A 20,719-nucleotide genomic window follows, 5' to 3' on the forward strand; every position below is an offset into this window, starting at 1 on the left:
CGAACCATCCGGAACACCCCGTTCGAGGGACCGGGCCGGACGCCCGTTCCCCCGTCGGCACCGCCCGGCTCAGCCCCGTCGACGCGCCGCCTCGTACAGCACGATCCCCGCCGCCACACCGGCGTTGAGCGACTCCGCGCCACCGGGCATCGGGATCCGCACCCGGAAGTCGCAGGTCTCGCCGACCAGGCGCGACAGGCCCTTGCCCTCGCTGCCGACCACGACGACCACGGGGCCGTCCAGAGCCTCCAGCTCGCCGAGTTCGACCTCGCCGTCGGCGGCGAGGCCCACGACCGTGATGCCGGCCTTCTGGTACTGCTCGAGCGCGCGGGTGAGGTTGGTGGCGCGGGCCACCGGCGTCCGGGCGGCCGTGCCCGCCGACGTCTTCCAGGCGCCCGCCGTCATGCCGGCCGCGCGCCGCTCGGGCACGACGACGCCGTGGCCGCCGAAGGCGGAGACGGAGCGGACGACCGCACCGAGGTTGCGCGGGTCGGTCACGCCGTCGAGGGCGACGATCAGCGGGTCCGCTCCCTCGTCGTGGGCGGCGGCGACCAGGTCCTCGGGGTGCGCGTACTCGTACGGCGGGACCTGCAGGACGAGACCCTGGTGGTTGAGCCCGTTGGTCATCCGGTCCAGTTCGGGCCGCGGCGCCTCCATGAGGTTGATGTTGCCGCGCTCGGCCGCGAGCTGGAGCGCCTCGCGGACCCGCTCGTCGTTGTCGATGAACTGCTGGACGTAGAGCGTCGAGGCGGGCACGCCCTCGCGCAGCGCCTCGTAGACGGGGTTGCGGCCGACGACGAGCTCGGACGTCGACCGGCCGCCCCCGCGACGCTGCTGCGGGCGTCCCGCGGCACGGCGGGCCTTCGCGTTCGCGGCGCGCTGCTTGGCGTGCCCCTTGCGCATCTCGGCGGGAGGCGTCGGCCCCTTGCCTTCCAGGCCCCGGCGTCGCTTGCCGCCGCTGCCGACCTGCGCGCCCTTCTTGCCGGACATGCGGCGGTTGTTCGCGGCCATGAGTTACCTGTCTCCGCTCTCTGCGTCTTCACGCGGGTGTGCGTGGTGCTTGCGTCTTATGCAGTGTGCCGCCCGGGAGGCCGGGCGGCACAGTCGATCTTCCGGGACCGGGGAGGTCAGCGGGAGCCGAGGCTCCAGCGGGGTCCCTGCGGGCTGTCCTCGATGACCAGCCCCGACTCCTTCAGCTGGTCGCGGATGGCGTCCGCGGTGGACCAGTCCTTCCGCGCCCGGGCCGCCTCCCGCTGGTCGAGGACGAGGCGTACGAGGCCGTCGACGACGTCGTGCAGGTCCTCGCCCCTCTCCCCCTCACCGGCCCAGTGCGGCGCCTGCGGGTCGAGACCGAGCACCCCGAGCATCGCACGGACCTCGGCGAGGCGGGCGACGGCGGCCTCCTTGTCGTCGGCGGCCAGCGCGCTGTTGCCCTGCCGGACGGTGGTGTGCACGACGGCGAGCGCCTGCGGGACGCCCAGGTCGTCGTCCATCGCCTCGGCGAAGGCGGGCGGCACCTCGGCGGCGGGCTCGACGGCCCCGCCGGTCAGCTCGGTGACGCGCTGCACGAAGCCCTCGATCCGCGCGTACGCCGACTCGGCCTCGCGCAGGGACTCCTCGCTGTACTCGATGGTGGAGCGGTAGTGCGGCGTGCCGAGGTAGTAGCGCAGCACGACCGGCCGCCACTTCTTCACCATCTCGCTGACGAGCACGCTGTTGCCGAGCGACTTGGACATCTTCTCGCCGCTCATGGTGACCCAGGCGTTGTGCACCCAGTACCGCGCGAAGGCGTCGCCGAAGCCCCTGGCCTGGGCGATCTCGTTCTCGTGGTGCGGGAAGATCAGGTCGATCCCGCCGCCGTGGACGTCGAACTCGGTGCCCAGGTACTTGTGCGCCATGGCGGAGCACTCTAGGTGCCAGCCGGGCCGCCCGCGTCCCCACGGCGTCTCCCAGCTCGGCTCCCCGGGCCTGGCCGCCTTCCACATGGCGAAGTCCCGCGGGTCGCGCTTGCCGGTCTCGCCCTCGCCCGCGGGCTGGCGCAGTTCGTCGATGTCCTGGTTGGACAGCGACAGGTAGCCGGGCAGGGACCGCACGTCGAAGTAGACGTTGCCCTCGGCCTCGTAGGCGTGGCCGCGCTCGATGAGGCCGCGCATCATCTCGACCATCTCGGTGATGTGGCCGGTGGCACGGGGCTCGTAGGTGGGCGGCAGGCAACCGAGGACGGTGTAGGCGTCGTTGAACGCCCGCTCGTTCTCGTACCCGATGGACCACCAGGGGCGGTTCTGTTCGGCCGCCTTCCGGATGATCTTGTCGTCGATGTCGGTGACGTTGCGGACGAACGTGACGTCGTAGCCGCGGTACGCGAACCAGCGGCGCATGATGTCGAAGTTCAGGCCCGAGCGGATGTGCCCGATGTGCGGGGCGGCCTGCACGGTGGCACCGCACAGGTAGATCGAGACACACCCGGGCGTGAGGGGGGCGAAGTCACGGATCTGCCGGGCGCTGGTGTCGTACAGGCGAATAGTCACGAGTCCAGGGTAGTGGTCCCCGGGCAGTGCCACGGGCGTACGGCCCGCCCGTCCACCGCGCCGGATCCTCGAACCCGGCCCCGGCCCCTCGTCCGGCCGAACGCGGGGGCCACCGCTCGGCCGGCCGGCCGGGTCGGGTGGCGGGCGGGCGCGGGCCGGGGCCCGAGGGCTCCGCTCCCGCGCCCCGGCCACCGGGCGAGGGCCGCGTCCGTCACCCCGTCCGCACCACCAGTGCCGTGGCCACCGCCATCAGCCCTTCCTCCCGCCCGGGGAACCCGAGCCCGTCCGTCGTGGCACCCGACACCGACACCGGCGCCCCCGCCGCCTCGGACAGCACCTTCTCCGCTTCCGCCCGCCGCTTGCCGATCTTCGGGCGCGCCCCCACCACCTGCACCGCGACGTTCCCGATCCGGAAACCGGCCGCCCGCACGATCCGCGCGGCCTCCGTCAGCAGCGTCACCCCCGACGCCCCGGACCACTCCGGCCGCCCGGTGCCGAAGTGCTGCCCCAGGTCACCGAGGCCCGCCGCGGAGAACAGCGCGTTGCACGCCGCGTGCGCGACGACGTCCGCGTCGGAGTGCCCGGCCAGCCCGGTTCCCTCGCCCTCCCACTTCAGCCCGGCGCACCACAGCTCGCGCCCCTCCTCGAAGGCGTGGATGTCGGTACCGATCCCGACCTGCGGCAGCACCGGGGGAACGTCCGTCTCAGAACCCATCGTTCAGCCTCCTGCGCGCCAGCACCGCCTCCGCGAGCACCAGGTCGAGGGGTCGCGTCACCTTGAACGCCTCCTCGTGCCCCGGCACGACCACCACCGTCGGCCCCAGCCGCTCGACCATGCTCGCGTCGTCGGTGACGTCGCCGGTCACCGTCTCGTGGGCCCGCACCAGCGTGGCCCGGTCGAAGCCCTGCGGCGTCTGCACCGCCCGCAGCCGCGCCCGCTCCGGCGTCGCCACCACGGGTTCGGGCCCACCCGGCACCGCGGCGGGTGCGACCTGCTTGACGGTGTCGGCGAGCGGCAGCGCCGGCACCACGGCGGGCGCGCCCTCCCGCACGGCCTCGATCACGGCGTCCACCGTGTCCACCGGCACCAGCGGCCGGGCCGCGTCGTGCACGAGGACGATGTCGTACTCGGGCGGCAGCGCGTCCAGGCCGAGCCGTACGGACTCCTGCCGCGACGCGCCGCCGGGGACGACGAGGAAGTCGGTCCTCTCGGGCAGGGCGTGCACGTCGAGGAGGTTCTTGACCTCGGCGGCGCCGTCGGGCGGGGCCACGACGACGACCAGGGAGACCGCGCGGGACGCGGCCATCGCGCGCACCGCGTGGATGAGCATGGGCGTGCCGCCCAGCGCACGGAGGGCCTTGGGGGCACCCGGGCCGAGGCGTACGCCGCGGCCGGCGGCCGGGATCACGGCCGCGGTCCGGGCGCCCGTACGGGCCTCGGCGGGCGGCTGCGCGGGCGAGGGGCGCGATTCGTCAGACATCGGTTCCTGTCAGGTTTGTGTGCTCGACCTAGTTGGGTATGGCCTCACCGTGCCGGGCGCGACGCCTTGACCGGACCCTTCCGTGACCCCGGTCGAGCCTGCTGCCCGGGCCCGGCACGCCAGGACCGGGGGAAGCCTCCCGGGATGAGCGTACGAAGGCGTACGGCGTCGGGGTACGAAGATGCCGCAGCGCCCGGCGACAGCAAAGATGTCATCGGGCACCGCGGCATATGTGCGCTGAACCGGGTGGGCCTGAGTCGAGCGGCCGGAGGGCCATCCTCTCGCGTCAGGTCCCGCACGGGTCTCGCCTCAGGAGGCGAGCACCTCGTCGAGCAGGGCCTCCGCCTTGTCCTCGTTGGTGTTCTCCGCGAGGGCCAGCTCGCTCACCAGGATCTGGCGGGCCTTGGCGAGCATGCGCTTCTCACCTGCGGAGAGTCCGCGCTCGCGCTCGCGGCGCCACAGGTCGCGCACGACTTCCGCGACCTTGATGACGTCGCCGGAGGCGAGCTTCTCCAGGTTTGCCTTGTAACGACGCGACCAGTTCGTGGGCTCCTCGGCGTACGGCGCGCGCAGCACCTCGAAGACCCGGTCCAGCCCGTCCTGACCGACCACATCACGCACGCCGACGAACTCCGCATTGTCCGCTGGCACACGTACCGTCAGGTCACCCTGGGCGACCTTCAGCACCAAGTAGGTCTTGTCCACGCCTTTGATCTGGCGAGTTTCGATAGCCTCGATCAGCGCGGCCCCGTGATGGGGATAGACCACGGTGTCGCCAACCTTGAACGTCATGTGACAGGTACCCCTTCCGTGGCTATCCAGGGTAACACGGATACGGCGTCTTCTGAATGGCGTTTTCGCAGGTCAGGGCATATCTCGGGGCTTGACAACAGCGACAGGAACGTGCTGCGCGGGGCGAGCGGAAGAAAGTATTCGCAGGTCGGAGCGGCTCTTCGGGCCGGGCGAAACATGCACGTCACACACACCGGGAGAGCCCCTCGAGCACCCGAAGAGACCCATATGTCCGGTTCCGTGTGTGCGCCTTCCGCTACTCCGTTCGGTGCCCGGCGCGTGCTTCCGGACGAATCCGGAATTGATCACCGGCGCTCCCGGCCCGCCCCGCCGGTGATCAATTTCCGAGGCCGTCCGCACATTCCTTCACACAGAATTCGCGTGCCGCAGGACACCGGTATGACGGCGCTTCTTATCCGAATGGCGGATGGGTGCGCGTTGACTCTGTGCACCAATGTGACTGCTGATGCCGGTGGGCTCGGCGCCCCTCCCGACGCGGTCCGGGGCCCCGGTTCCACCGCCTGGCGGGCGAAGCCTGATCCCTCCGGGGGAGGGTCGGGTGAGACGCCCCGGGAACGGCTCGGTAACCTAAGGCCGCTGACAGTCACTTAGGGCGGCTTTATCCGTTGCCGCCGCCTCGCTCGAGTCCAAGGAGTTGCCGCCGCCGTGAGCAGCAGCCTTCGACGCGGCGCCCTCGCCGCCGCCGCCATCGCGTTCTCGATCGCCTCGCTCGCCGCGTGCGGTGCCGGTCACAACGCCCAGACGCTGGAGATCAAGCCGGACAACGCAGCGATCTCGGTCGGTGACATCAAGATCCAGAACGCGACCGTCATCACCCAGCCCGACCTGGAGTCGACCGGCCCGGCCGTGATCTCCGCCACCCTGTTCAACGGCGGTTCCACCGACCAGACGCTGGACTCCATCACCGTGGCCGGCAAGTCCGCCGAACTGAAGCCCGCCAAGGGCGGCAAGGACCTGACCGTCCCGGCCGGCGGTTCCCTGGTCCTGGGCGGCAAGGACAACGCCTCCGCGGTGCTGCCCAGCAGCCGCGAGGCCATCCAGGACGGCGACGCGCAGAAGGTCACCTTCTCCCTCAGCAAGACCGGTGACGTGAGCCTGCGCGCCTTCGTCGTCCCGGCCGAGAGCTACTTCTCCTCGTGGGGCCCGACCGACGTCCCGGCGACGCCCAGCGCGTCGGCGACGCCGGGCGGGGAGGCCTCCGGGGAGCAGGCCGACGGCGAGACGCCGGGCGCCCCGGCCGAGGGTGCGTCCGCCGACGCCTCCGGGAGCGCCTCGGCGGACGTCTCCGGTGCGGCGGCCGGCTCCGAGGAGCACGAGGAGACGGACGGCCACTGAGGCCCGTACGCCTCGTAAGGCCTAGTACCGCCGGAACAGCACGCGGTACGGCGAAGGGCGGGACCCCTCAGCGGGGTCCCGCCCTTCGCCGTACCTCCTGCTCCGGTGGCCGGGGCCGGTCCGGTCAGGGCTCGAACTTGTAACCGAGCCCGCGCACCGTCACCAGGTACCGCGGCGCGCCCGGGTCGGGCTCGATCTTGGCGCGCAGCCGCTTGACGTGGACGTCGAGGGTCTTGGTGTCACCGACGTAGTCGGCGCCCCACACCCGGTCGATCAGCTGCATGCGGGTCAGGACGCGGCCGGCGTTGCGCAGCAGCATCTCCAGCAGGTCGAACTCCTTCAGCGGCAGGTCGACCTTGGTGCCGCCGACGGTCACCACGTGCCGGTCCACGTCCATGCGGACGGGCCCGGCCTCCAGGGCGGCCGGGGCGACCTCCTCCGGCTCGCCGCGCCGCCGCAGCACGGCGCGGATGCGGGCGACCAGCTCGCGGGAGGAGAAGGGCTTGGTGACGTAGTCGTCGGCGCCTATCTCCAGCCCGACGACCTTGTCGATCTCGCTGTCCTTGGCGGTCACCATGATCACGGGGACGTTCGAGCGGCCGCGCAGCTGACGGCACACCTCGGTGCCCGGCAGTCCGGGCAGCATCAGGTCGAGGAGGACGAGGTCGGCGCCGTTGCGCTCGAACTCGTCGAGTCCGTCGGGCCCGGTGGTCGCGACGGCGACCTCGAAGCCCTCCTTGCGGAGCATGTAGGACAGGGCGTCGGAGAAGGACTCCTCGTCCTCGACGACGAGCACACGGGTCACGGAAGGACCTCCGGGGCGGGAAACGTTTCGTACGGGGATGTAGGGGGGGTGGCGGGGGACCGTCCGTCGCCGGCGATCTCGCCGTGCTCCACGTGTCCCAGGTCCAGCTGCTCCACCTGGTCGGCGTGGTCGGCGTGGTCGGCGTCGTGGGCGGTCCGTCGTGCTGCGCGGTCACGGGCGGTGCCCGACTCCGGCAGTCGCAGGGTGAACGTGGAGCCCTGGCCTTCGGCGCTCCACACCGTGACCTCCCCGCCGTGCGAGGCGACCACGTGTTTGACGATCGCGAGACCCAGCCCGGTTCCCCCGGTGGCCCGGGAGCGGGCCGGGTCGACGCGGTAGAAGCGCTCGAAGACGCGCTCCTTGTCCTTCTCGGAGATGCCGATGCCCTGGTCGGTCACGGCGATCTCGATCAGGTCGCCGCCGGGAGCGCTGACGCGCCGGGCGGCTATGCCGACGCGGGTGCGGGCGGGCGAGTAGTTGACGGCGTTCTCGACGAGGTTGCCGAGGGCGGCGGCGAGCTGGCCGCGGTTGCCGCGGACGCGGAGGCCCTCGGTCCCGCCGGCGGCCATCGTGATCTGTTTCGTCCCGGCCGCCTGCCGGCAGCGGTCGATGGCCTCGGCGACCAGTTCGTCCACCCGGACGGGCTCGGCGTCGTCCAGCGGATCGTCGTTCTGGACCCGGGACAGGTCGATGAGCTCCTGCACGAGGTTGGTGAGCCGGGTCGCCTCGATCTGCATGCGTCCGGCGAAGCGCTCCACGGCCTCGGGGTCGTCGGAGGCGTCCATGACGGCCTCGGAGAGCAGGGAGAGGGCGCCGACCGGGGTCTTCAGCTCGTGACTCACGTTGGCGACGAAGTCGCGCCGTACGGCCTCGATGCGGCGGGCCTCGGTCAGGTCCTCGACCAGCAGCAGCACCAGCCGCGACCCGAGGGGCGCGACGCGCGCGGAGACGGCGAGCGCCTCGCCGCGCCCGGTGCCCCGCCTCGGCAGGTCGAGCTCGACCTGCCGTATCTCCCCGTCCCGCCGCGTGTCCCGGGCCATCTGCAGCATCGGGTCGACGGCGAGCTTGCCGCCCCGGACCAGGCCGAGGGCGTACGCCGCCGAACTGGCCTTGACGACGCCGTCGGCCTCGTCGAGGACGACGGCGGAGGAGCGCAGCACCGACAGGACGGTGTCCACGCCGGGCGGGAGCACCGGGTCGGTGTGCAGGGAGGTGCGGGTGGGCCGCTTCTGGTCGCGCTCGCTCCAGCGGAACGCCAGCATGGCGATGACACCGGTGAGCACTCCGGCGATCGCTGCCGATGCGGCGACCGCCGCGTTCACGTCCATGCACCCAGGTTAGGCATGGTGAACCGCCCCGCATCAGCCATCGAGGTGCGACCTCGAACACTCGTCGCCCAGAGTTCACCTTGGAGCCAGGGACGGTTCACTCGGGGTGCCGGAAACGGACGCGTACAGGCCGGAACGTGTAGGCGTGGGGGTGCGGCGAGGGGTTCGAGCCCCCTCCTAGGACGTACGAGAGGGAACCTGATGCGGGACGCGTACCACGAGGAACTGGACTCGATCGGCGACAGTCTGGTGGAGATGGCCCGGCTGGTCGGGTCGGCGATCGGGCGCGCCACGACCGCCATCCTCGACTCCGACCTGAAGCTGGCCGAGCACGTGATCGAGGGCGACCAGAAAGTCGACGAGCTCCAGCACGACCTGGAGGCGAAGGCGATAGCTCTGCTGGCCCGGCAGCAGCCGGTGGCGACGGACCTGCGCATCGTCGTCACCTCGCTGCGGATGTCGGCCGACCTGGAGCGCTCGGGCGACCTGGCCCAGCACGTGGCCAAGCTGGCCCGGCTGCGCTACCCGGCGCGTGCGGTCCCGCACGACCTGCACGCCACGATCCTGGAGATGGGCCAGCTCGCGCAGCGCCTGATGGCGAAGGCGGCCGAGGTGATCATCACCAAGGACGTGGACCTGGCGCTCCAGCTGGAGCAGGACGACGACGCGATGGACCTCCTGCACCGCACCCTCTTCCAGCACCTGATGGACGACCGCTGGAAGCACGGCATCGAGACGGCCGTGGACGTGACCCTGCTCGGCCGCTACTACGAGCGCTACGCCGACCACGCGGTCGCGGTCGCCAAGCGGGTGGTCTACCTGGTCACGGGCGAGCACGCGGACGAGCTCCAGACGGACGTCCAGCCGGTGACGGGGGTGGAGGGGGCCTGACGGGGGCCTGACGGGGGCCTGACGGGGGCCTGACGGGGGCGCGGCGGGGGCCCGGGCGGGGGGGGCGCGCGGGACCGCGCCAGTGCGCCGTTGATGCGACCGGGGTTCCGGGCTTCCAATGGGCTCAGGCACCAGCCTCGAGGAGGGACCCATGGCCGAATCCCCCAGCACGACTCCCGACCCCGCACAGGAACGGCAGACCGAGCAGCCCGCCGACCTCCGCAGCCTGCCCCTGATCGCCGCCTGCGGCTGCGGTTCGGGCTGCGGCTGCGGCTGCCAGTCGGGCAACCCGTGCCAGTGCGGCTGACGGGACGATGACGCGGTGACGCGTGCGGTGACCGGGCTCGCCCCGGCCACCGTACGGGCGCATCCTGGAGGGGAGAGACCCTGAAGGGGGTGCGAGGCCATGGCTCACTTCATGGACGTGCACCGAGGGATGCGCGGCATCACGCCGGACCAGTTCCACCAGGCGCACCAGGCCGACCTGGAGCGGGAGAAGGAAGAGGGCGTGCACTTCGAGCACGCGTGGGCGGACCCGGAGTCCGGCACCATCTACTGCCTCTCCGAGGGCCCGTCGGCCGAGGCGGTCCAACGCGTCCACGAACGCTCGGGCCACAAGGCGGACGAGATCCACGAGGTCTCGATGTTCGTCTGACGACGCCCGGCTCCCGGAGGACCATGGTCCTTCTGCAGGCCGTCGCGCATACGGAGGGCTGAATCCGTCCGGGATCTCATCGGTGCAAGTCGTAGGGGTACGGCTCATAAAACCGCACCCCTGTCATTTCGAGGCGCGGATGTCCGTCCCCTCGACCACCGCCCGGCGGCGGAGTTCTGGGGCATCGGAGATCCACGTCTCGCCCTGCAGGTCCACGCGATCGTCGGCTGGGCCGGGGACCGGTGAGCGCAGGGCGGGCGGGTGCCCGGAGGGCGAGCGCTGCCGGGGCACACCGCCGGACTCCCCCGGCGATGCGGATCGGACCGGAGCGGACCACGCGCCCCGGGAACGGGCCTCGGTTCACCGCCCGTCCCTTCGAGAGCGGGTGCGACGCCGGTAGTAGTGCACGGTGACCACGGCCAACAGCGGTCCCCACGCCACGATCGGCACGTAGCAGACGGTCATCACCCACTCCCCCCACTGCGTGATCGCCATGTCGGCGTGCAGCGTCGTCCACACGAAGAGCACCCCGTAGACCGTGCAGGCGAGGGCACCCGACGCCGCGGGGATCGTGGCCGCGAGCACGGGGACGCGCCGTCCGCGGAGCCACGGAACCCACCGCGGCCACACCTCACCCCACGGCTGCACAAGACCCAGCGTCAGTAACGCCAACGCCTCCTGCAGCACGGACAACAACGGCACGACGAGATACCCCCAGCCGGGGATGAGCATCGCGTCGTACTCGGAGTCGGCGAGCCCCAGCGGAACCCCGATCACGACGGCGAACCGCCACAGCGCCGAGGGCATGGAAGTCCACAGGACCGCCTCCGCCGCGCGCCGTGCCCACAGGGGGACGGATGCGGTGGTCAAGGGAGGTGCAGGGGTGGGCGGCAGCGCACTGGTGGCCATGAGAACGACTCCGTTTCCGAGGGCTGGTTGCGACCTCTCGGAGGCTGTCACGCACCCTCCCCCGGCCACATCGGACCGCAGGACGGCCGTGCGTGCCCCTGTCGGCGCATGCGCCTGCGGAAGAGCCCGCCACGAGGCCGAAGCCCCTCGTCCTCTGGTCGGAGCGGCACGACCACCTCGCGGTGGAACCGGCCTGCGGCACGGACCCGTCGGCGACCGCACCCGGCCGTCCGTGCGGGTACGGAGGACCTCGCCGCCGCCTTCCGGAGCCATGACGGACGACGTGTACGTGTACGTGGACGAGGGCGTCGATCGCGTACGTGGGCCCGTGCAGTCCCCCTTGCCTCCTGCAGCAGCCTCCCCTTACTTGCCCCACCGGAAACTGAAGTGTTTCCATGCAGGAAACAGACTGCTACAGTTTCCTGCATGGAAACCAACGGGGTATCACTGACGCCGGAGCAGGCCCGTGCCGCGCTGGCCGACACCGAGCACGTCCGGGTCTCGACGACGGCACTGTCCGCCACGCCATGGCCGACCTGGTTCTTCATCACGTTGACGCTCTATGTCGCCGCGCTTCCGCTCGTCCTCGGAGGCATCGTGGCCGACCGGGACTGGCTGCTGCCGCGGCCCGCCTGGACGGGCATCATGCTGACGATCACCGCGCTCCACGGGGCGCTGCTCGCCGTCGCGGCGAAGACCTGGCGCGAGAAGACCGGCGTGGCGCTGCGGGTCGACGTACTGCCGAAGCGGGCGACCGTACCGCTCGTGATCGGCCTGCCCCTGCTGATGGTGGGGGCGCCGTTCGCCTTCCGCGCCACGGGCCGGCCGGCGTGGCTGATCGCGGCCTCGCTGCTCGGCGCGGCGGCCTCCGTCGGCTTCCACCTCGCCTTCGTGCGCCTGCACCGGAGGTCCACGTGAGCGCCGAGCCCCGCGACCCGCTGGCGGGCTTCGACACCACCATCCACGCCCCGCAACGACTGCGCATCTGCGCCCTCCTCGACGCGGCGGCCGAGGCGGAGTTCAGCCTGGTCCAGCAGAAACTCGCCCTCTCCGCCTCCGCGTTGAGCAAGCACGTCACCGTCCTGATGGACGCCGGCTACGCCGAGCAGCGCAAGGCCGTCCGCGACACCCGGCAACGGGTCTGGCTCCGGCTGACCCCCCGGGGCCGGGCCGCGTACCAGGGCCACCTGGCAGCACTACGGGCGATCGTGGACCCGTCGGACCCGGCTTCCTGACCGGCCTCACGCGTCGAAGTCGTACTCGCCCCGCCGGGTCCCGCGCGAACGGCATGCACGCCCTCCGCCACTTCTCCGCCTCGGTGCTCCTGGACGCGGGGGGAAGAGAAAACATCAAGGCCCTCGCCCAGTACCCGGGCCGTTCCGGCCCCGGCCTGACTCCGCGGTGTACGCCCACCTCGTGCCGAGCAACCGCCGACGCACCCGAAAAGCCGTGGCTGTCGCCTTCGAGGGCGCATACGCTCCCGTTCGCTGAGGCAGGGGGGGCGAGATGTCCGACGAAGAGTCCACCGAGTACTACACGCTGCTCTGCGACGACCCGTCCCACGAGGTGGTGCTCGTCGACCCTGGGCCTCGTGAGAGGGACGTGATCCTGGCAGTGCGCAAGGTGACCGGGCAGAGCTTGTGGCACAGCCGGGTCCTGGCGCGCCGAGCGCCCGTCGCCCTCCTCGGGGGACTGTCCGCGTCCAGGGCCCAGTCCGCTGTCGCCGTGCTCCACAGCGCCGGGGCCAGAGCGGAGTGGAGACAGGAGCCGGAGCCCGGAGAGCGCACGGCCCCCTCGTCCTGACGGCCCGGAGACGGCCCGGCGGCAGCGAAAAGCCCCCTGCCGGCGGAGGACCCGCGGGCAGGGGGCTCACGCGTGGGCGCCTACTTCTTCTTGCCCTGGTTCTTCACGGCCTCGATCGCGGCCGCGGCCGCGTCCGGGTCCAGGTACGTGCCGCCCGGGTTGACCGGCTTGAAGTCGGCGTCCAGCTCGTAGGAGAGCGGGATGCCCGTCGGGATGTTCAGGCCCGCGATGTCGGCGTCGGAGATGCCGTCCAGGTGCTTGACCAGGGCGCGCAGCGAGTTGCCGTGGGCCGCGACCAGGACCGTGCGGCCGGTCAGGAGGTCGGGGACGATGCTGTCGAACCAGTACGGCAGCATGCGGGCGACGACGTCCTTCAGGCACTCCGTCTGCGGGCGCAGCTCCGGCGGGAGCATCGCGTAGCGCGGGTCGGAGAACTGGGAGTACTCGGCGTCGCGGTCCAGCGGCGGCGGCGGGGTGTCGTAGGAGCGGCGCCACAGCATGAACTGCTCCTCGCCGAACTCGGCGAGGGTCTGGGCCTTGTCCTTGCCCTGGAGGGCGCCGTAGTGGCGCTCGTTCAGGCGCCAGTGGCGGTGGACGGGGATCCAGTGGCGGTCGGCGGCCTCCAGCGCGAGCTGGGCCGTGCGGATCGCGCGCTTCTGGACGGACGTGTGGACCACGTCGGGCAGCAGGCCGGCGTCCTTGAGCAGCTCGCCGCCGCGCGTCGCCTCCTTCTCGCCCTTCGGGGTGAGGTTGACGTCCACCCAGCCGGTGAACAGGTTCTTCTCGTTCCACTCGCTCTCGCCGTGGCGGAGGAGGATCAGCTTGTACGGTGCGTCGGCCATGGTTCCGAGCGTAATCGACCCCCGTGACCGACCGCGCGCCGCGCCCGATGGGCGGACGGTTGACGGGAAGTGTTAATCGAGTGGCCTGCGGTGATCGACCGCTCGTAAGTTGTGATCGCTAAGTGAGCCGCTTACATGCCATTCGGGGGTTCCCAATGTCCGTCGCCGGGCTGAGACATGCCGTGCGCCAGTCCGTCTCCGGGCTGCCGCGTGAGTTCTGGTGGCTGTGGACCAGCACCCTGGTCAACCGGCTCGGCGCCTTCGTCGCCACCTTCATGGCGCTGTACCTGACCCTCGACCGCGGCTACTCCGCCTCGTACGCCGGTCTGGTCGCCGCCCTGCACGGGCTCGGCGGGGTCGTGTCCTCGCTGGGCGCCGGGGTGATGACGGACCGGCTCGGGCGGCGGCCCACGCTGCTCGTGGCGCAGACCTCCACCGCGCTGTCCGTCGCGCTGCTCGGCTTCGTGCGCGACCCGGTCGCCATCGCGGCCGTCGCCTTCCTGGTCGGCATGGCGAGCAACGCCTCGCGGCCGGCCGTGCAGGCGATGATGGCGGACATCGTGCGGCCCGAGGACCGCATCCGGGCCTTCTCGCTGAACTACTGGGCCATCAACCTCGGCTTCGCGATCTCCTCGATGGGCGCCGGGTTCGTCGCCGAGGTCAGCTACCTCGCCGGTTTCCTGATCGAGGCGGGCATGACCCTGGTCTGCGCGGTCCTCGTCTTCGTGAAGCTGCCCGAGTCGCGGCCCGAGAAGCCCGCGCGGGGCGCCGCCGCGGCGGACGAGCCGCCCGTCTCCCTGATGACCGTCCTGCGCGACGGGCGCTACATGAGCGTCGTCGGACTGTCCTTCCTCGTCGCCCTGGTCTTCCAGCAGGGCTACCTGGGTCTGCCGGTCGCCATGGGCGAGGCCGGGTTCACGCCGGCGGACTTCGGCGCGGCCATCGCCGTCAACGGCGTGCTGATCGTCGTCCTCCAGCTCCCGGTCACCCGGTTCATCGAGCACCGGGACCCCCGGCGGCTGCTCGTCGTCTCGTCGCTGCTCGCCGGGTACGGCTTCGGGCTCACCGCCTTCGCCGGGTCGGTGGGCGTGTTCGCCCTGACCGTGTGCGTGTGGACGCTGGCCGAGATCGTCAACGCGCCGACGCAGACGGGGCTGGTCGTGCGCCTCTCCCCCGTGCACGGGCGCGGGCGCTACCAGGGGATGTACACGATGTCCTGGGCCGTCGCCTCGCTCGTCGCCCCGCTGATGTCGGGCTTCGTCATCGACCACTGGGGCGCCGGGTGGCTGTGGGGCATGTGCGCGGTCGTCGGCACGGTGGCCGCCGTCGGGTACGGGGCGCTGATGCGCCGGCTGCCGGCCGAGGAGCCGGCGACCGCCGAGGCGACCGTCGCCGGGAAGCCCGCGAAGCCCGAGGAGATCACAGAGCCCGCGGAGCCCGAGGTCGGCGCCGCCTGACGCCGCGCCGGGCGCCGGGGGCTCGTCGGCCCTCGGCCCCCGCCCGTCACGGGTGCATCCGGGCCCCCTTCAGCACCTTGTCCACCGCGTTCCTCGGTCCGTACACGGCCAGTCCGACCAGGTCCAGGTCCGCGGTGGACACGGCACGGACCGCGGCCCGGTTGTCGCGGTCGTTGCCGGTGGTGAAGAGGTCCGAGGTGAACACCGCTCGGGGCAGGGCGCGGGACAGCGCCCGCCTGTGGGCGTCGGCCAGCGTCTCCTTCGTGCCCTCGAAGACCAGGACCGGCTGCCGGAACATCGGCAGGTACGCGGTCGCGTCGGCGTCCTCGTAGGGCTCGCCGATCACCTCGGGGACCTGGATGCCCAGGCCGCTGACCAGGAAGGCGGTGACGTTGAGGCGCTGCCAGGTCTCCAGGTCCTCGCGCAGCAGGACGGCGATCTTGGTGTCGAAGCGGACGGGGCTGTCGGTGTCGTGCGTGCTCATACCGTGAGACTGCCGGTCGCCGCCCGGTGCGGTCTTGTACGTTTTTTGCATGGCCGACCAGCGGAACGTCGCCGCCTGGCGGCCCCGGGTCCCGGGTGTCGTCGAGGTCTTCCACGCGCACTACACCGAGTACAGCTACCCGATGCACGTCCACGACGCCTGGACGCTGCTCATCGTGGACGACGGGGCCGTGCGCTACGACCTGGACCGGCACGAGCACGGCACGCCGCACGACACGGTGTCGCTGCTGCCGCCGCACGTGCCGCACAACGGCTCCCCCGCCACCCCGGACGGTTTCCGCAAACGCGTCCTGTACCTGGACACCTCCCTGCTCGGCGAGGAGCTGATCGGGCGCGCGGTCGACGCCCCCGACCTGCGGGACCCGGTGCTGCGGCGGCGGGTCGGGCAGGTGCACGCGGCGCTGGCCCGGCCCGGTGACGAGCTGGAGGCGGAGAGCAGGCTGACGCTGATCGGGGAGCGGCTCCACACCCACCTGCGGCCCGGGGGCGCGCCCCGTTCCCCGCGCCCCGACCCCGTCCTCGCCCGTCGGCTGCGCGAGTTGCTGGACGAACGGGTCGTCGAGGGCGTCGGCCTGGAGGAGGCGGGCGGCCTCGTGTCCGCCCATCCCGCCCATCTGGTGCGGGCGTTCGGCACGGCGTACGGGATCGCCCCGCACCAGTACCTGATGTCGCGTCGCGTGGACCTGGCCCGGCGGCTGCTGCTCGCGGGGCGCACCCCGGCCGACGTGGCGGGCGCGACCGGTTTCTACGACCAGGCCCATCTGACCCGGCACTTCAAGAGGCTGGTGGGGGTGACGCCGGGGCGCTACCGCACCGGCGTGCGGCGGGGCTGACCGGGCGTCAGTCGTCGGAGCGGCGCTCGATCAGGTGCTGGAACGCCTCCAGGTTCCGCGTCGACTCCCCGCGCGAGGTCCGCCACTCGTACTCCTTGCGGATGGCGGAGGCGAAGCCCAGTTCCAGCAGGGTGTTGAAGGCGCCGTCGGCGGCCTCCAGGACCTGCCCGAGGAGGCGGTCGATCTCGTCGGCGGTGACGGCGGCCAGCGGGAGCTTGGCGGTGACGTAGACGTCGCCGAGGCGGTCGACGGCGTAACTCACCCCGTACAGCTTGAGGTTGCGCTCCAGCAGCCAGCGGTGGACGGCTGGTTCGTTCTCGTCGGGGTGGCGGACGACGAAGGCGTTCAGGGACAGGGAGTGCCGGCCCACGAGGAGGGAGACCGTGGTCGACAGTTTGCGGGTGCCGGGGAGCTTCACGACGTAGGTGCCGGGCTCGGGGCTCTCCCACTCCAGCTCGGCGTCCTTCAGGGCGTCCTCGAGGACCCGTGCTGCCTTCTGTGCTGCCTCAGCCATGGTGGGAGCGTACGCGACGGCGGTGGGAGTGGGTCGCGGCCGTGTAGACGTCGGCGGTCGCCGCGGCGGCGCTGTCCCAGCCGAAGGACCGGGCGTGCCGGGCGGCGGCGTCGCCCATGCGGGAGACGAGTTCCGGCCGGTCGGCGAAGTCGCGCAGGACGCGCGCGTAGGCGGCGGGGTCGTGACCCTGGACCAGCCGGCCGGTCTCCCCGTCGCGCACCGCGACCGGGAGTCCGCCGACGGCCGCGGCGAGCACGGGCGTGCCGGCCGCCTGGGCCTCGATGGCGACCAGCCCGAAGGACTCGCTGTAGGACGGCATGACGAGCACGGACGCGGCCCGGAACCAGTCGGCGAGCTGTTCCTGGCCGACCGGCGGACGGAACCGTACGACGTCGGCGATGCCGAGCCGGGCGGCGAGTTTCTGCAGGCCCTCGGGCTTGGTGAGGCCGCTGCCGCTGGGGCCGCCGACGACGGGGACGACGATGCGGGAACGCAGCTCGGGGCGCTCGTCGAGGAGGACGGCGACGGCGCGCAGCAGGATGTCGGGGGCCTTCAGGGGCTGTATGCGGCCGGCGAAGAGCGGGATCAGGGCGTCCTGCGGCAGCCCGAGGCGGGCGCGGGCGGCGGCGCGGCCGTCGGCGGGGCGGAACCGGTCGAGGTTGACGCCGGGGTGGACGACGGCGACCTTGGCGCGGTCGGCGGCGTAGTGCCGGACGAGTTCGTCGGCCTCCTCGTCCGTGTTGGCGATCAGCCGGTCGGAGGCGGCGACGATCTGGGTCTCGCCGATGACGCGGGCGGCCGGTTCGGGGGTGTCGCCGTCGGCCAGGTTGGCGTTCTTGACCTTGGCCATGGTGTGCATGGCGTGCACCAGGGGGGCGCCCCAGCGCTGGGCGGCGAGCCAGCCGACGTGGCCGGAGAGCCAGTAGTGGGAGTGCACGAGGTCGTAGTAGCCGGGGCGGTGCCCGGCCCAGGCCTGCATGACGCCGTGGGTGAAGGCGCACAGCTGGGCCGGCAGCTCCTCCTTGGCGAGCCCCTCGTACGGGCCGGCGTCGACGTGCCGGACGAGGACGCCGGGGGCGAGTTCGACGGAGGGCGGGAGGGCGGCGGTCGTCGCCCGCGTGAAGATCTCGACCTCGATGTTGATCGCGGCGAGGCGCTGGGCGAGTTCCACGATGTAGACGTTCATGCCGCCGGCGTCGCCGGTGCCGGGCTGGTGGAGCGGTGAGGTGTGCACGGAGAGCATGGCGACGCGGCGGGGCCTGCGGTGCAGCCGCAGCCGCGGGGAGGCCGCCGGTGAACGGCGCCCGAGCCTGCTGACGTACTGGCTCACGAGCCGTTCCTCCTCGCTGCGGGCATGCCGGTCGGAGGACACGCTCGCCCTCCAAGGGGAGGGAACACCGCACGGCGGTGCTCCATTTCCGGATCCCCGCCCTTTACCGAATCATTACCGGTCATCGCTCAACCGTTCGACGACCCGGTGCGCGCGAGGTCCTCCGTCCCTCCCTCCGGGCCGGGCCGCATACCCTCGTACGCATGACAGCCCGCGCCACGACCGCCCGCCCGGTGGGCACGGTCACGCGCGGGACGACGAACCCGAACCGGCTGCGCCGCATGGACCGCTGGATCGCGGCCGTGCACGGCGCCGAACTGCGCCGCGCCGCCGACCCCGTCGCCGTCGACCTCGGCTACGGCGCGGCCCCCTGGACCGCCGTCGAGCTGCTGCACCGCCTGCGCACGGTCGCGCCGCGCACCCGCGTGGTGGGCGTCGAGATCGACCCGGCGCGGGTGGCGGCCGCCGAGCCGTACGCGCGCGAGGGGCTCGTCTTCCGGCACGGCGGCTTCGAGGTCCCGGTCTCCCGGCCCCCGCTGCTGATCCGGGCGGCGAACGTGCTGCGCCAGTACGACGAGGCCGAGGTCGCCGCCGTCTGGCGGCGGCTGTGCGCACGACTCGCGCCGGCGTCGGGGAACTCCCGCGGCGGCCTCCTGGTCGAGGGCACCTGTGACGAGGTCGGACGCCGGCACGTGTGGGTGGCGCTCGGACCGGAGGGGCCGCGCACGGTCACCTTCGCGACCCGGCTGGGCTCCCTCGACCGCCCCTCCGACCTGGCCGAACGACTGCCCAAGGCGCTCATCCACCGCAACGTCCCCGGCGAGCCGGTGCACGCCTTCCTGCGCGACTTCGACCGCGCCTGGGCCGCCGCCGCCCCCTACGCCTCCTACGGCGCCCGCCAGCGCTGGATGCGGACGGTGCGGGACCTGGGAGCCGACTGGCCGGTGACGGACGGACCGGCGCGGTGGCGGCAGGGCGAGGTGACGGTGCGCTGGCAGGCGCTGGCCCCGCGCGGCTGAGCGCCGAGCCGAGCTGAGCCACGCCGCGCCGCGCCGCGGGAACGATCTCCGTGCGACGTTCGTCACACACCGCGGGAAGCATCGCGCCGGGAGGTGGCGGGGGAAGAGAAGAGACGGGGGGAACGGCGGGGAAGGGGCGGCCACGCAGCCGCGGCGAACGGGAGGAAGCCCGCCACAGCCCCTGGAAGCGCCCCTCTGTCGGTTTCCGCGCCGACGTGGCACGATCCCTCGAGCGACCGAAGTTACTGACGGTAAATCAGGTATGGGGGCGAGGTATGCGTACGGGGAAGCGTGGCTTGACGACCGCCGCCGTGACCGTGGTCTGCGCGGTCACCGTGCTGGCCGCTCCGGGCACGGCGTTCGCGGCCCCGGACCCCACCCCGTCACCGACGGCCTCCGCCACGGCACCGCCCGCCGCACCTCCCGGCAAGGACCTGGAGGCCGTGCGCGAGAAGCTCGACGCGCTCTACCGCGCGGCGGCCTCCGCCACGGAGGACTACAACGCCGCCGAGGAGAAGGCGCGGCAGCAGTCCGCCGAGATCGTCGCCCTGGCCAAGAAGATCGTCGAGGGACGGCAGAAGCTGGACCGCCTCAAGGACCGCGCGGGTGCCGCGGCCCGCGCCCAGTACCGCACCGGCGGGCTGCCCGACGAGGCCAAGCTGGTGCTGAGCGAGGACCCCGAGGAGTTCCTCGACGGCACCGGCCGGGTGGTGCAGGGCCAGCGCGCCACCAAGGGCCTGCTCGGCGAGCTGACCCGCGCGCAGGAGGACCTGGAGGCCTACCAGGCGGACGCCTCCGCCCAGTGGAAGAAGCTGGAGACCAACCGCAGGGCCAAGGCCAAGGCCCAGAAGGAGATCGAGAAGCAGATCGCGGCGGCCGAGAAGCTCGAGTCCGAGCTGGAGCAGGAGGAGAAGGAGCGCCTCGCCCGGCTGGAACGGCAGGCCCAGGAGAAGGCCCAGGCCGCGTGGCTCGGCTCCGGCACCGTCGAGGACCTCGACGCCTCCACGACCGAACAGGGCAGGAAGGCCGTGGAGTACGCCACCGCCCAGATCGGCAAGCCGTACCAGTGGGGCGCCGAGGGCCCGGACGCGTACGACTGCTCCGGCCTGACCTCGCAGGCGTGGGGGGCGGCCGGGCGGGCGGTCCCGCGCACCTCGCAGCAGCAGTGGCAGCAGCTCAGGCACGTCGACGTCAAGGACATGCGCCCCGGCGACCTGATCATCTACTTCGACGACGCCAGCCACGTCGGGATGTACGTCGGCGACGGCAAGGTCGTCCACGCCCCGCGCCCCGGGCGCACGGTGACGATCACGGGGGCGGGCACGATGCCGATCCTCGGCGTGGTGCGGCCGGACACGACGGCCGCGCCCGCCCCGTGACACGGGCCCCGCGGGTCACACGGGCCACGGACGCCACACGGGTCACACGGCCCGCGCCCGGGGCGTGACGCCGCCCACGTGACCCGGCGCACGCCGCACACCCGCCCCGCGTGACGTTCGTCATCCCCGCACCGGGGCCGACGTGTCCAACTGCGGTACGGAAAGCGGCATATGACAGCGGCCGTCGGCGGCCCGACGTGTCGTGGACCATTCCGCAGCGCCGCCGCCACCCGCTATGGTCCCCGTCGGTGGGTCGAGGTCCCTCGCCCCACCGTGCCCTCGGGGGGAGGGAA

General features: G+C 72.4%; 23 protein-coding genes and 1 pseudogene. 12 read left to right on the plus strand and 12 right to left on the minus strand.

Annotation, left to right across the window (positions count from 1 at the left end):
- Positions 1–69: 69 nt before the first annotated feature.
- The 5 genes from rlmB to JHAT_RS17980 all read right to left on the minus strand — a co-directional run bounded on the left by rlmB (position 70) and on the right by JHAT_RS17980 (position 4,801).
- Positions 70–1,011, minus strand: coding sequence for a 23S rRNA (guanosine(2251)-2'-O)-methyltransferase RlmB (rlmB, locus tag JHAT_RS17955; protein ID WP_077799211.1), 942 nt, complete (start codon positions 1,009–1,011; stop codon positions 70–72).
- A gap of 116 nt (positions 1,012–1,127) precedes the next feature.
- Complete coding sequence (gene cysS, locus JHAT_RS17960) at positions 1,128–2,528, minus strand: cysteine--tRNA ligase (protein ID WP_077799288.1); 1,401 nt, start codon at positions 2,526–2,528, stop codon at positions 1,128–1,130.
- A 211-nt stretch (positions 2,529–2,739) separates the two neighbouring features.
- Positions 2,740–3,243: a 2-C-methyl-D-erythritol 2,4-cyclodiphosphate synthase gene (ispF, locus tag JHAT_RS17965; RefSeq protein ID WP_077799212.1), complete on the minus strand. Its 504-nt coding sequence runs from the start codon at positions 3,241–3,243 to the stop codon at positions 2,740–2,742.
- Positions 3,233–4,009, minus strand: coding sequence for a 2-C-methyl-D-erythritol 4-phosphate cytidylyltransferase (gene ispD, locus JHAT_RS17970; RefSeq protein WP_077799213.1), 777 nt, complete (start codon positions 4,007–4,009; stop codon positions 3,233–3,235). Before ispD ends, ispF begins: the two co-directional genes overlap by 11 nt.
- Positions 4,010–4,318: 309 nt before the next feature.
- On the minus strand, positions 4,319–4,801 hold the full coding sequence (locus JHAT_RS17980; RefSeq protein ID WP_003953493.1) for a CarD family transcriptional regulator: 483 nt from the start codon (positions 4,799–4,801) through the stop codon (positions 4,319–4,321).
- Between the two features lie 666 nt (positions 4,802–5,467).
- On the opposite strand from JHAT_RS17980, the gene JHAT_RS17990 reads away from it, so the two are divergent.
- Positions 5,468–6,157, plus strand: coding sequence for a DUF461 domain-containing protein (locus tag JHAT_RS17990; RefSeq protein ID WP_077799214.1), 690 nt, complete (start codon positions 5,468–5,470; stop codon positions 6,155–6,157).
- Positions 6,158–6,281: 124 nt separating this feature from the next.
- On the opposite strand, the gene JHAT_RS17995 is transcribed toward JHAT_RS17990, so the two are convergent.
- Positions 6,282–6,962, minus strand: a complete 681-nt coding sequence (locus JHAT_RS17995) for a response regulator transcription factor (protein ID WP_030829297.1) — start codon at positions 6,960–6,962, stop codon at positions 6,282–6,284.
- Positions 6,959–8,290, minus strand: a complete 1,332-nt coding sequence (locus JHAT_RS18000; RefSeq protein ID WP_077799215.1) for a cell wall metabolism sensor histidine kinase WalK — start codon at positions 8,288–8,290, stop codon at positions 6,959–6,961. Before JHAT_RS18000 ends, JHAT_RS17995 begins: the two co-directional genes overlap by 4 nt.
- Before the next feature lie 201 nt (positions 8,291–8,491).
- On the opposite strand from JHAT_RS18000, the gene phoU reads away from it, so the two are divergent.
- From phoU to JHAT_RS18015, 3 genes are all read left to right on the plus strand, one after another.
- A complete protein-coding gene (gene phoU, locus JHAT_RS18005) occupies positions 8,492–9,181 on the plus strand; it encodes a phosphate signaling complex protein PhoU (protein ID WP_077799216.1) in 690 nt (229 codons plus the stop codon).
- 151 nt (positions 9,182–9,332) lie between these two features.
- Positions 9,333–9,488, plus strand: coding sequence for a hypothetical protein (locus JHAT_RS34670; protein ID WP_171990951.1), 156 nt, complete (start codon positions 9,333–9,335; stop codon positions 9,486–9,488).
- A 99-nt stretch (positions 9,489–9,587) separates the two neighbouring features.
- Positions 9,588–9,836 carry an SCO4226 family nickel-binding protein gene (locus JHAT_RS18015; RefSeq protein ID WP_077799218.1) on the plus strand — a complete coding sequence of 83 codons (249 nt, stop codon included), beginning with the start codon at positions 9,588–9,590 and terminating at the stop codon, positions 9,834–9,836.
- 360 nt (positions 9,837–10,196) lie between these two features.
- On the opposite strand, the gene JHAT_RS18020 is transcribed toward JHAT_RS18015, so the two are convergent.
- The gene (locus tag JHAT_RS18020) at positions 10,197–10,745 is read right to left on the minus strand and encodes a hypothetical protein (protein WP_077799219.1); all 549 of its coding nucleotides are present in this window, start codon (positions 10,743–10,745) and stop codon (positions 10,197–10,199) included.
- Between the two features lie 426 nt (positions 10,746–11,171).
- Here JHAT_RS18020 and JHAT_RS18025 point away from each other — a divergent pair, with 426 nt between their 5' ends.
- The 4 genes and pseudogenes from JHAT_RS18025 to JHAT_RS18040 all read left to right on the plus strand — a co-directional run bounded on the left by JHAT_RS18025 (position 11,172) and on the right by JHAT_RS18040 (position 12,548).
- On the plus strand, positions 11,172–11,663 hold the full coding sequence (locus JHAT_RS18025) for a hypothetical protein (RefSeq protein ID WP_077799220.1): 492 nt from the start codon (positions 11,172–11,174) through the stop codon (positions 11,661–11,663).
- Positions 11,660–11,980, plus strand: coding sequence for a transcriptional regulator (locus JHAT_RS18030; RefSeq protein ID WP_077799221.1), 321 nt, complete (start codon positions 11,660–11,662; stop codon positions 11,978–11,980). Before JHAT_RS18025 ends, JHAT_RS18030 begins: the two co-directional genes overlap by 4 nt.
- A gap of 32 nt (positions 11,981–12,012) precedes the next feature.
- A pseudogene (locus tag JHAT_RS35315) lies at positions 12,013–12,236 on the plus strand (site-specific integrase); the annotation flags it as partial.
- A 15-nt stretch (positions 12,237–12,251) separates the two neighbouring features.
- Positions 12,252–12,548, plus strand: coding sequence for a ribosomal protein L7/L12 (locus JHAT_RS18040; protein ID WP_077799222.1), 297 nt, complete (start codon positions 12,252–12,254; stop codon positions 12,546–12,548).
- 80 nt (positions 12,549–12,628) lie between these two features.
- Here the strand turns inward: JHAT_RS18040 and JHAT_RS18045 are convergent, their stop codons facing one another.
- The gene (locus JHAT_RS18045; protein WP_077799223.1) at positions 12,629–13,390 is read right to left on the minus strand and encodes a phosphoglyceromutase; all 762 of its coding nucleotides are present in this window, start codon (positions 13,388–13,390) and stop codon (positions 12,629–12,631) included.
- A gap of 155 nt (positions 13,391–13,545) precedes the next feature.
- On the opposite strand from JHAT_RS18045, the gene JHAT_RS18050 reads away from it, so the two are divergent.
- Entirely contained in the window at positions 13,546–14,847 is a 1,302-nt protein-coding gene (locus JHAT_RS18050) for an MFS transporter (protein ID WP_077799224.1), read from the plus strand.
- 46 nt (positions 14,848–14,893) lie between these two features.
- Here the strand turns inward: JHAT_RS18050 and JHAT_RS18055 are convergent, their stop codons facing one another.
- Positions 14,894–15,331 (minus strand): DUF2000 domain-containing protein, encoded by a 438-nt coding sequence (locus tag JHAT_RS18055; RefSeq protein ID WP_077799225.1) that lies wholly within the window; start codon positions 15,329–15,331, stop codon positions 14,894–14,896.
- 49 nt (positions 15,332–15,380) lie between these two features.
- On the opposite strand from JHAT_RS18055, the gene JHAT_RS18060 reads away from it, so the two are divergent.
- Positions 15,381–16,184 carry an AraC family transcriptional regulator gene (locus JHAT_RS18060; RefSeq protein ID WP_077799226.1) on the plus strand — a complete coding sequence of 268 codons (804 nt, stop codon included), beginning with the start codon at positions 15,381–15,383 and terminating at the stop codon, positions 16,182–16,184.
- 7 nt (positions 16,185–16,191) lie between these two features.
- Here the strand turns inward: JHAT_RS18060 and JHAT_RS18065 are convergent, their stop codons facing one another.
- Together JHAT_RS18065 and mshA are read right to left on the minus strand one after the other, a co-directional pair.
- Complete coding sequence (locus JHAT_RS18065; RefSeq protein ID WP_077799227.1) at positions 16,192–16,698, minus strand: YbjN domain-containing protein; 507 nt, start codon at positions 16,696–16,698, stop codon at positions 16,192–16,194.
- On the minus strand, positions 16,691–18,028 hold the full coding sequence (mshA, locus tag JHAT_RS18070; RefSeq protein ID WP_077799289.1) for a D-inositol-3-phosphate glycosyltransferase: 1,338 nt from the start codon (positions 18,026–18,028) through the stop codon (positions 16,691–16,693). The genes JHAT_RS18065 and mshA overlap by 8 nt, the downstream gene beginning before the upstream one ends.
- Before the next feature lie 203 nt (positions 18,029–18,231).
- Here mshA and JHAT_RS18075 point away from each other — a divergent pair, with 203 nt between their 5' ends.
- Both JHAT_RS18075 and JHAT_RS18080 read left to right on the plus strand, forming a co-directional pair.
- Positions 18,232–19,047, plus strand: coding sequence for an SAM-dependent methyltransferase (locus JHAT_RS18075; protein WP_077799228.1), 816 nt, complete (start codon positions 18,232–18,234; stop codon positions 19,045–19,047).
- A gap of 275 nt (positions 19,048–19,322) precedes the next feature.
- A complete protein-coding gene (locus tag JHAT_RS18080) occupies positions 19,323–20,426 on the plus strand; it encodes a C40 family peptidase (RefSeq protein WP_077799229.1) in 1,104 nt (367 codons plus the stop codon).
- Positions 20,427–20,719: the final 293 nt, after the last annotated feature.

The organism is Streptomyces sp. JHA26 (assembly GCF_002005565.1).
Lineage (GTDB): Bacteria > Actinomycetota > Actinomycetes > Streptomycetales > Streptomycetaceae > Streptomyces.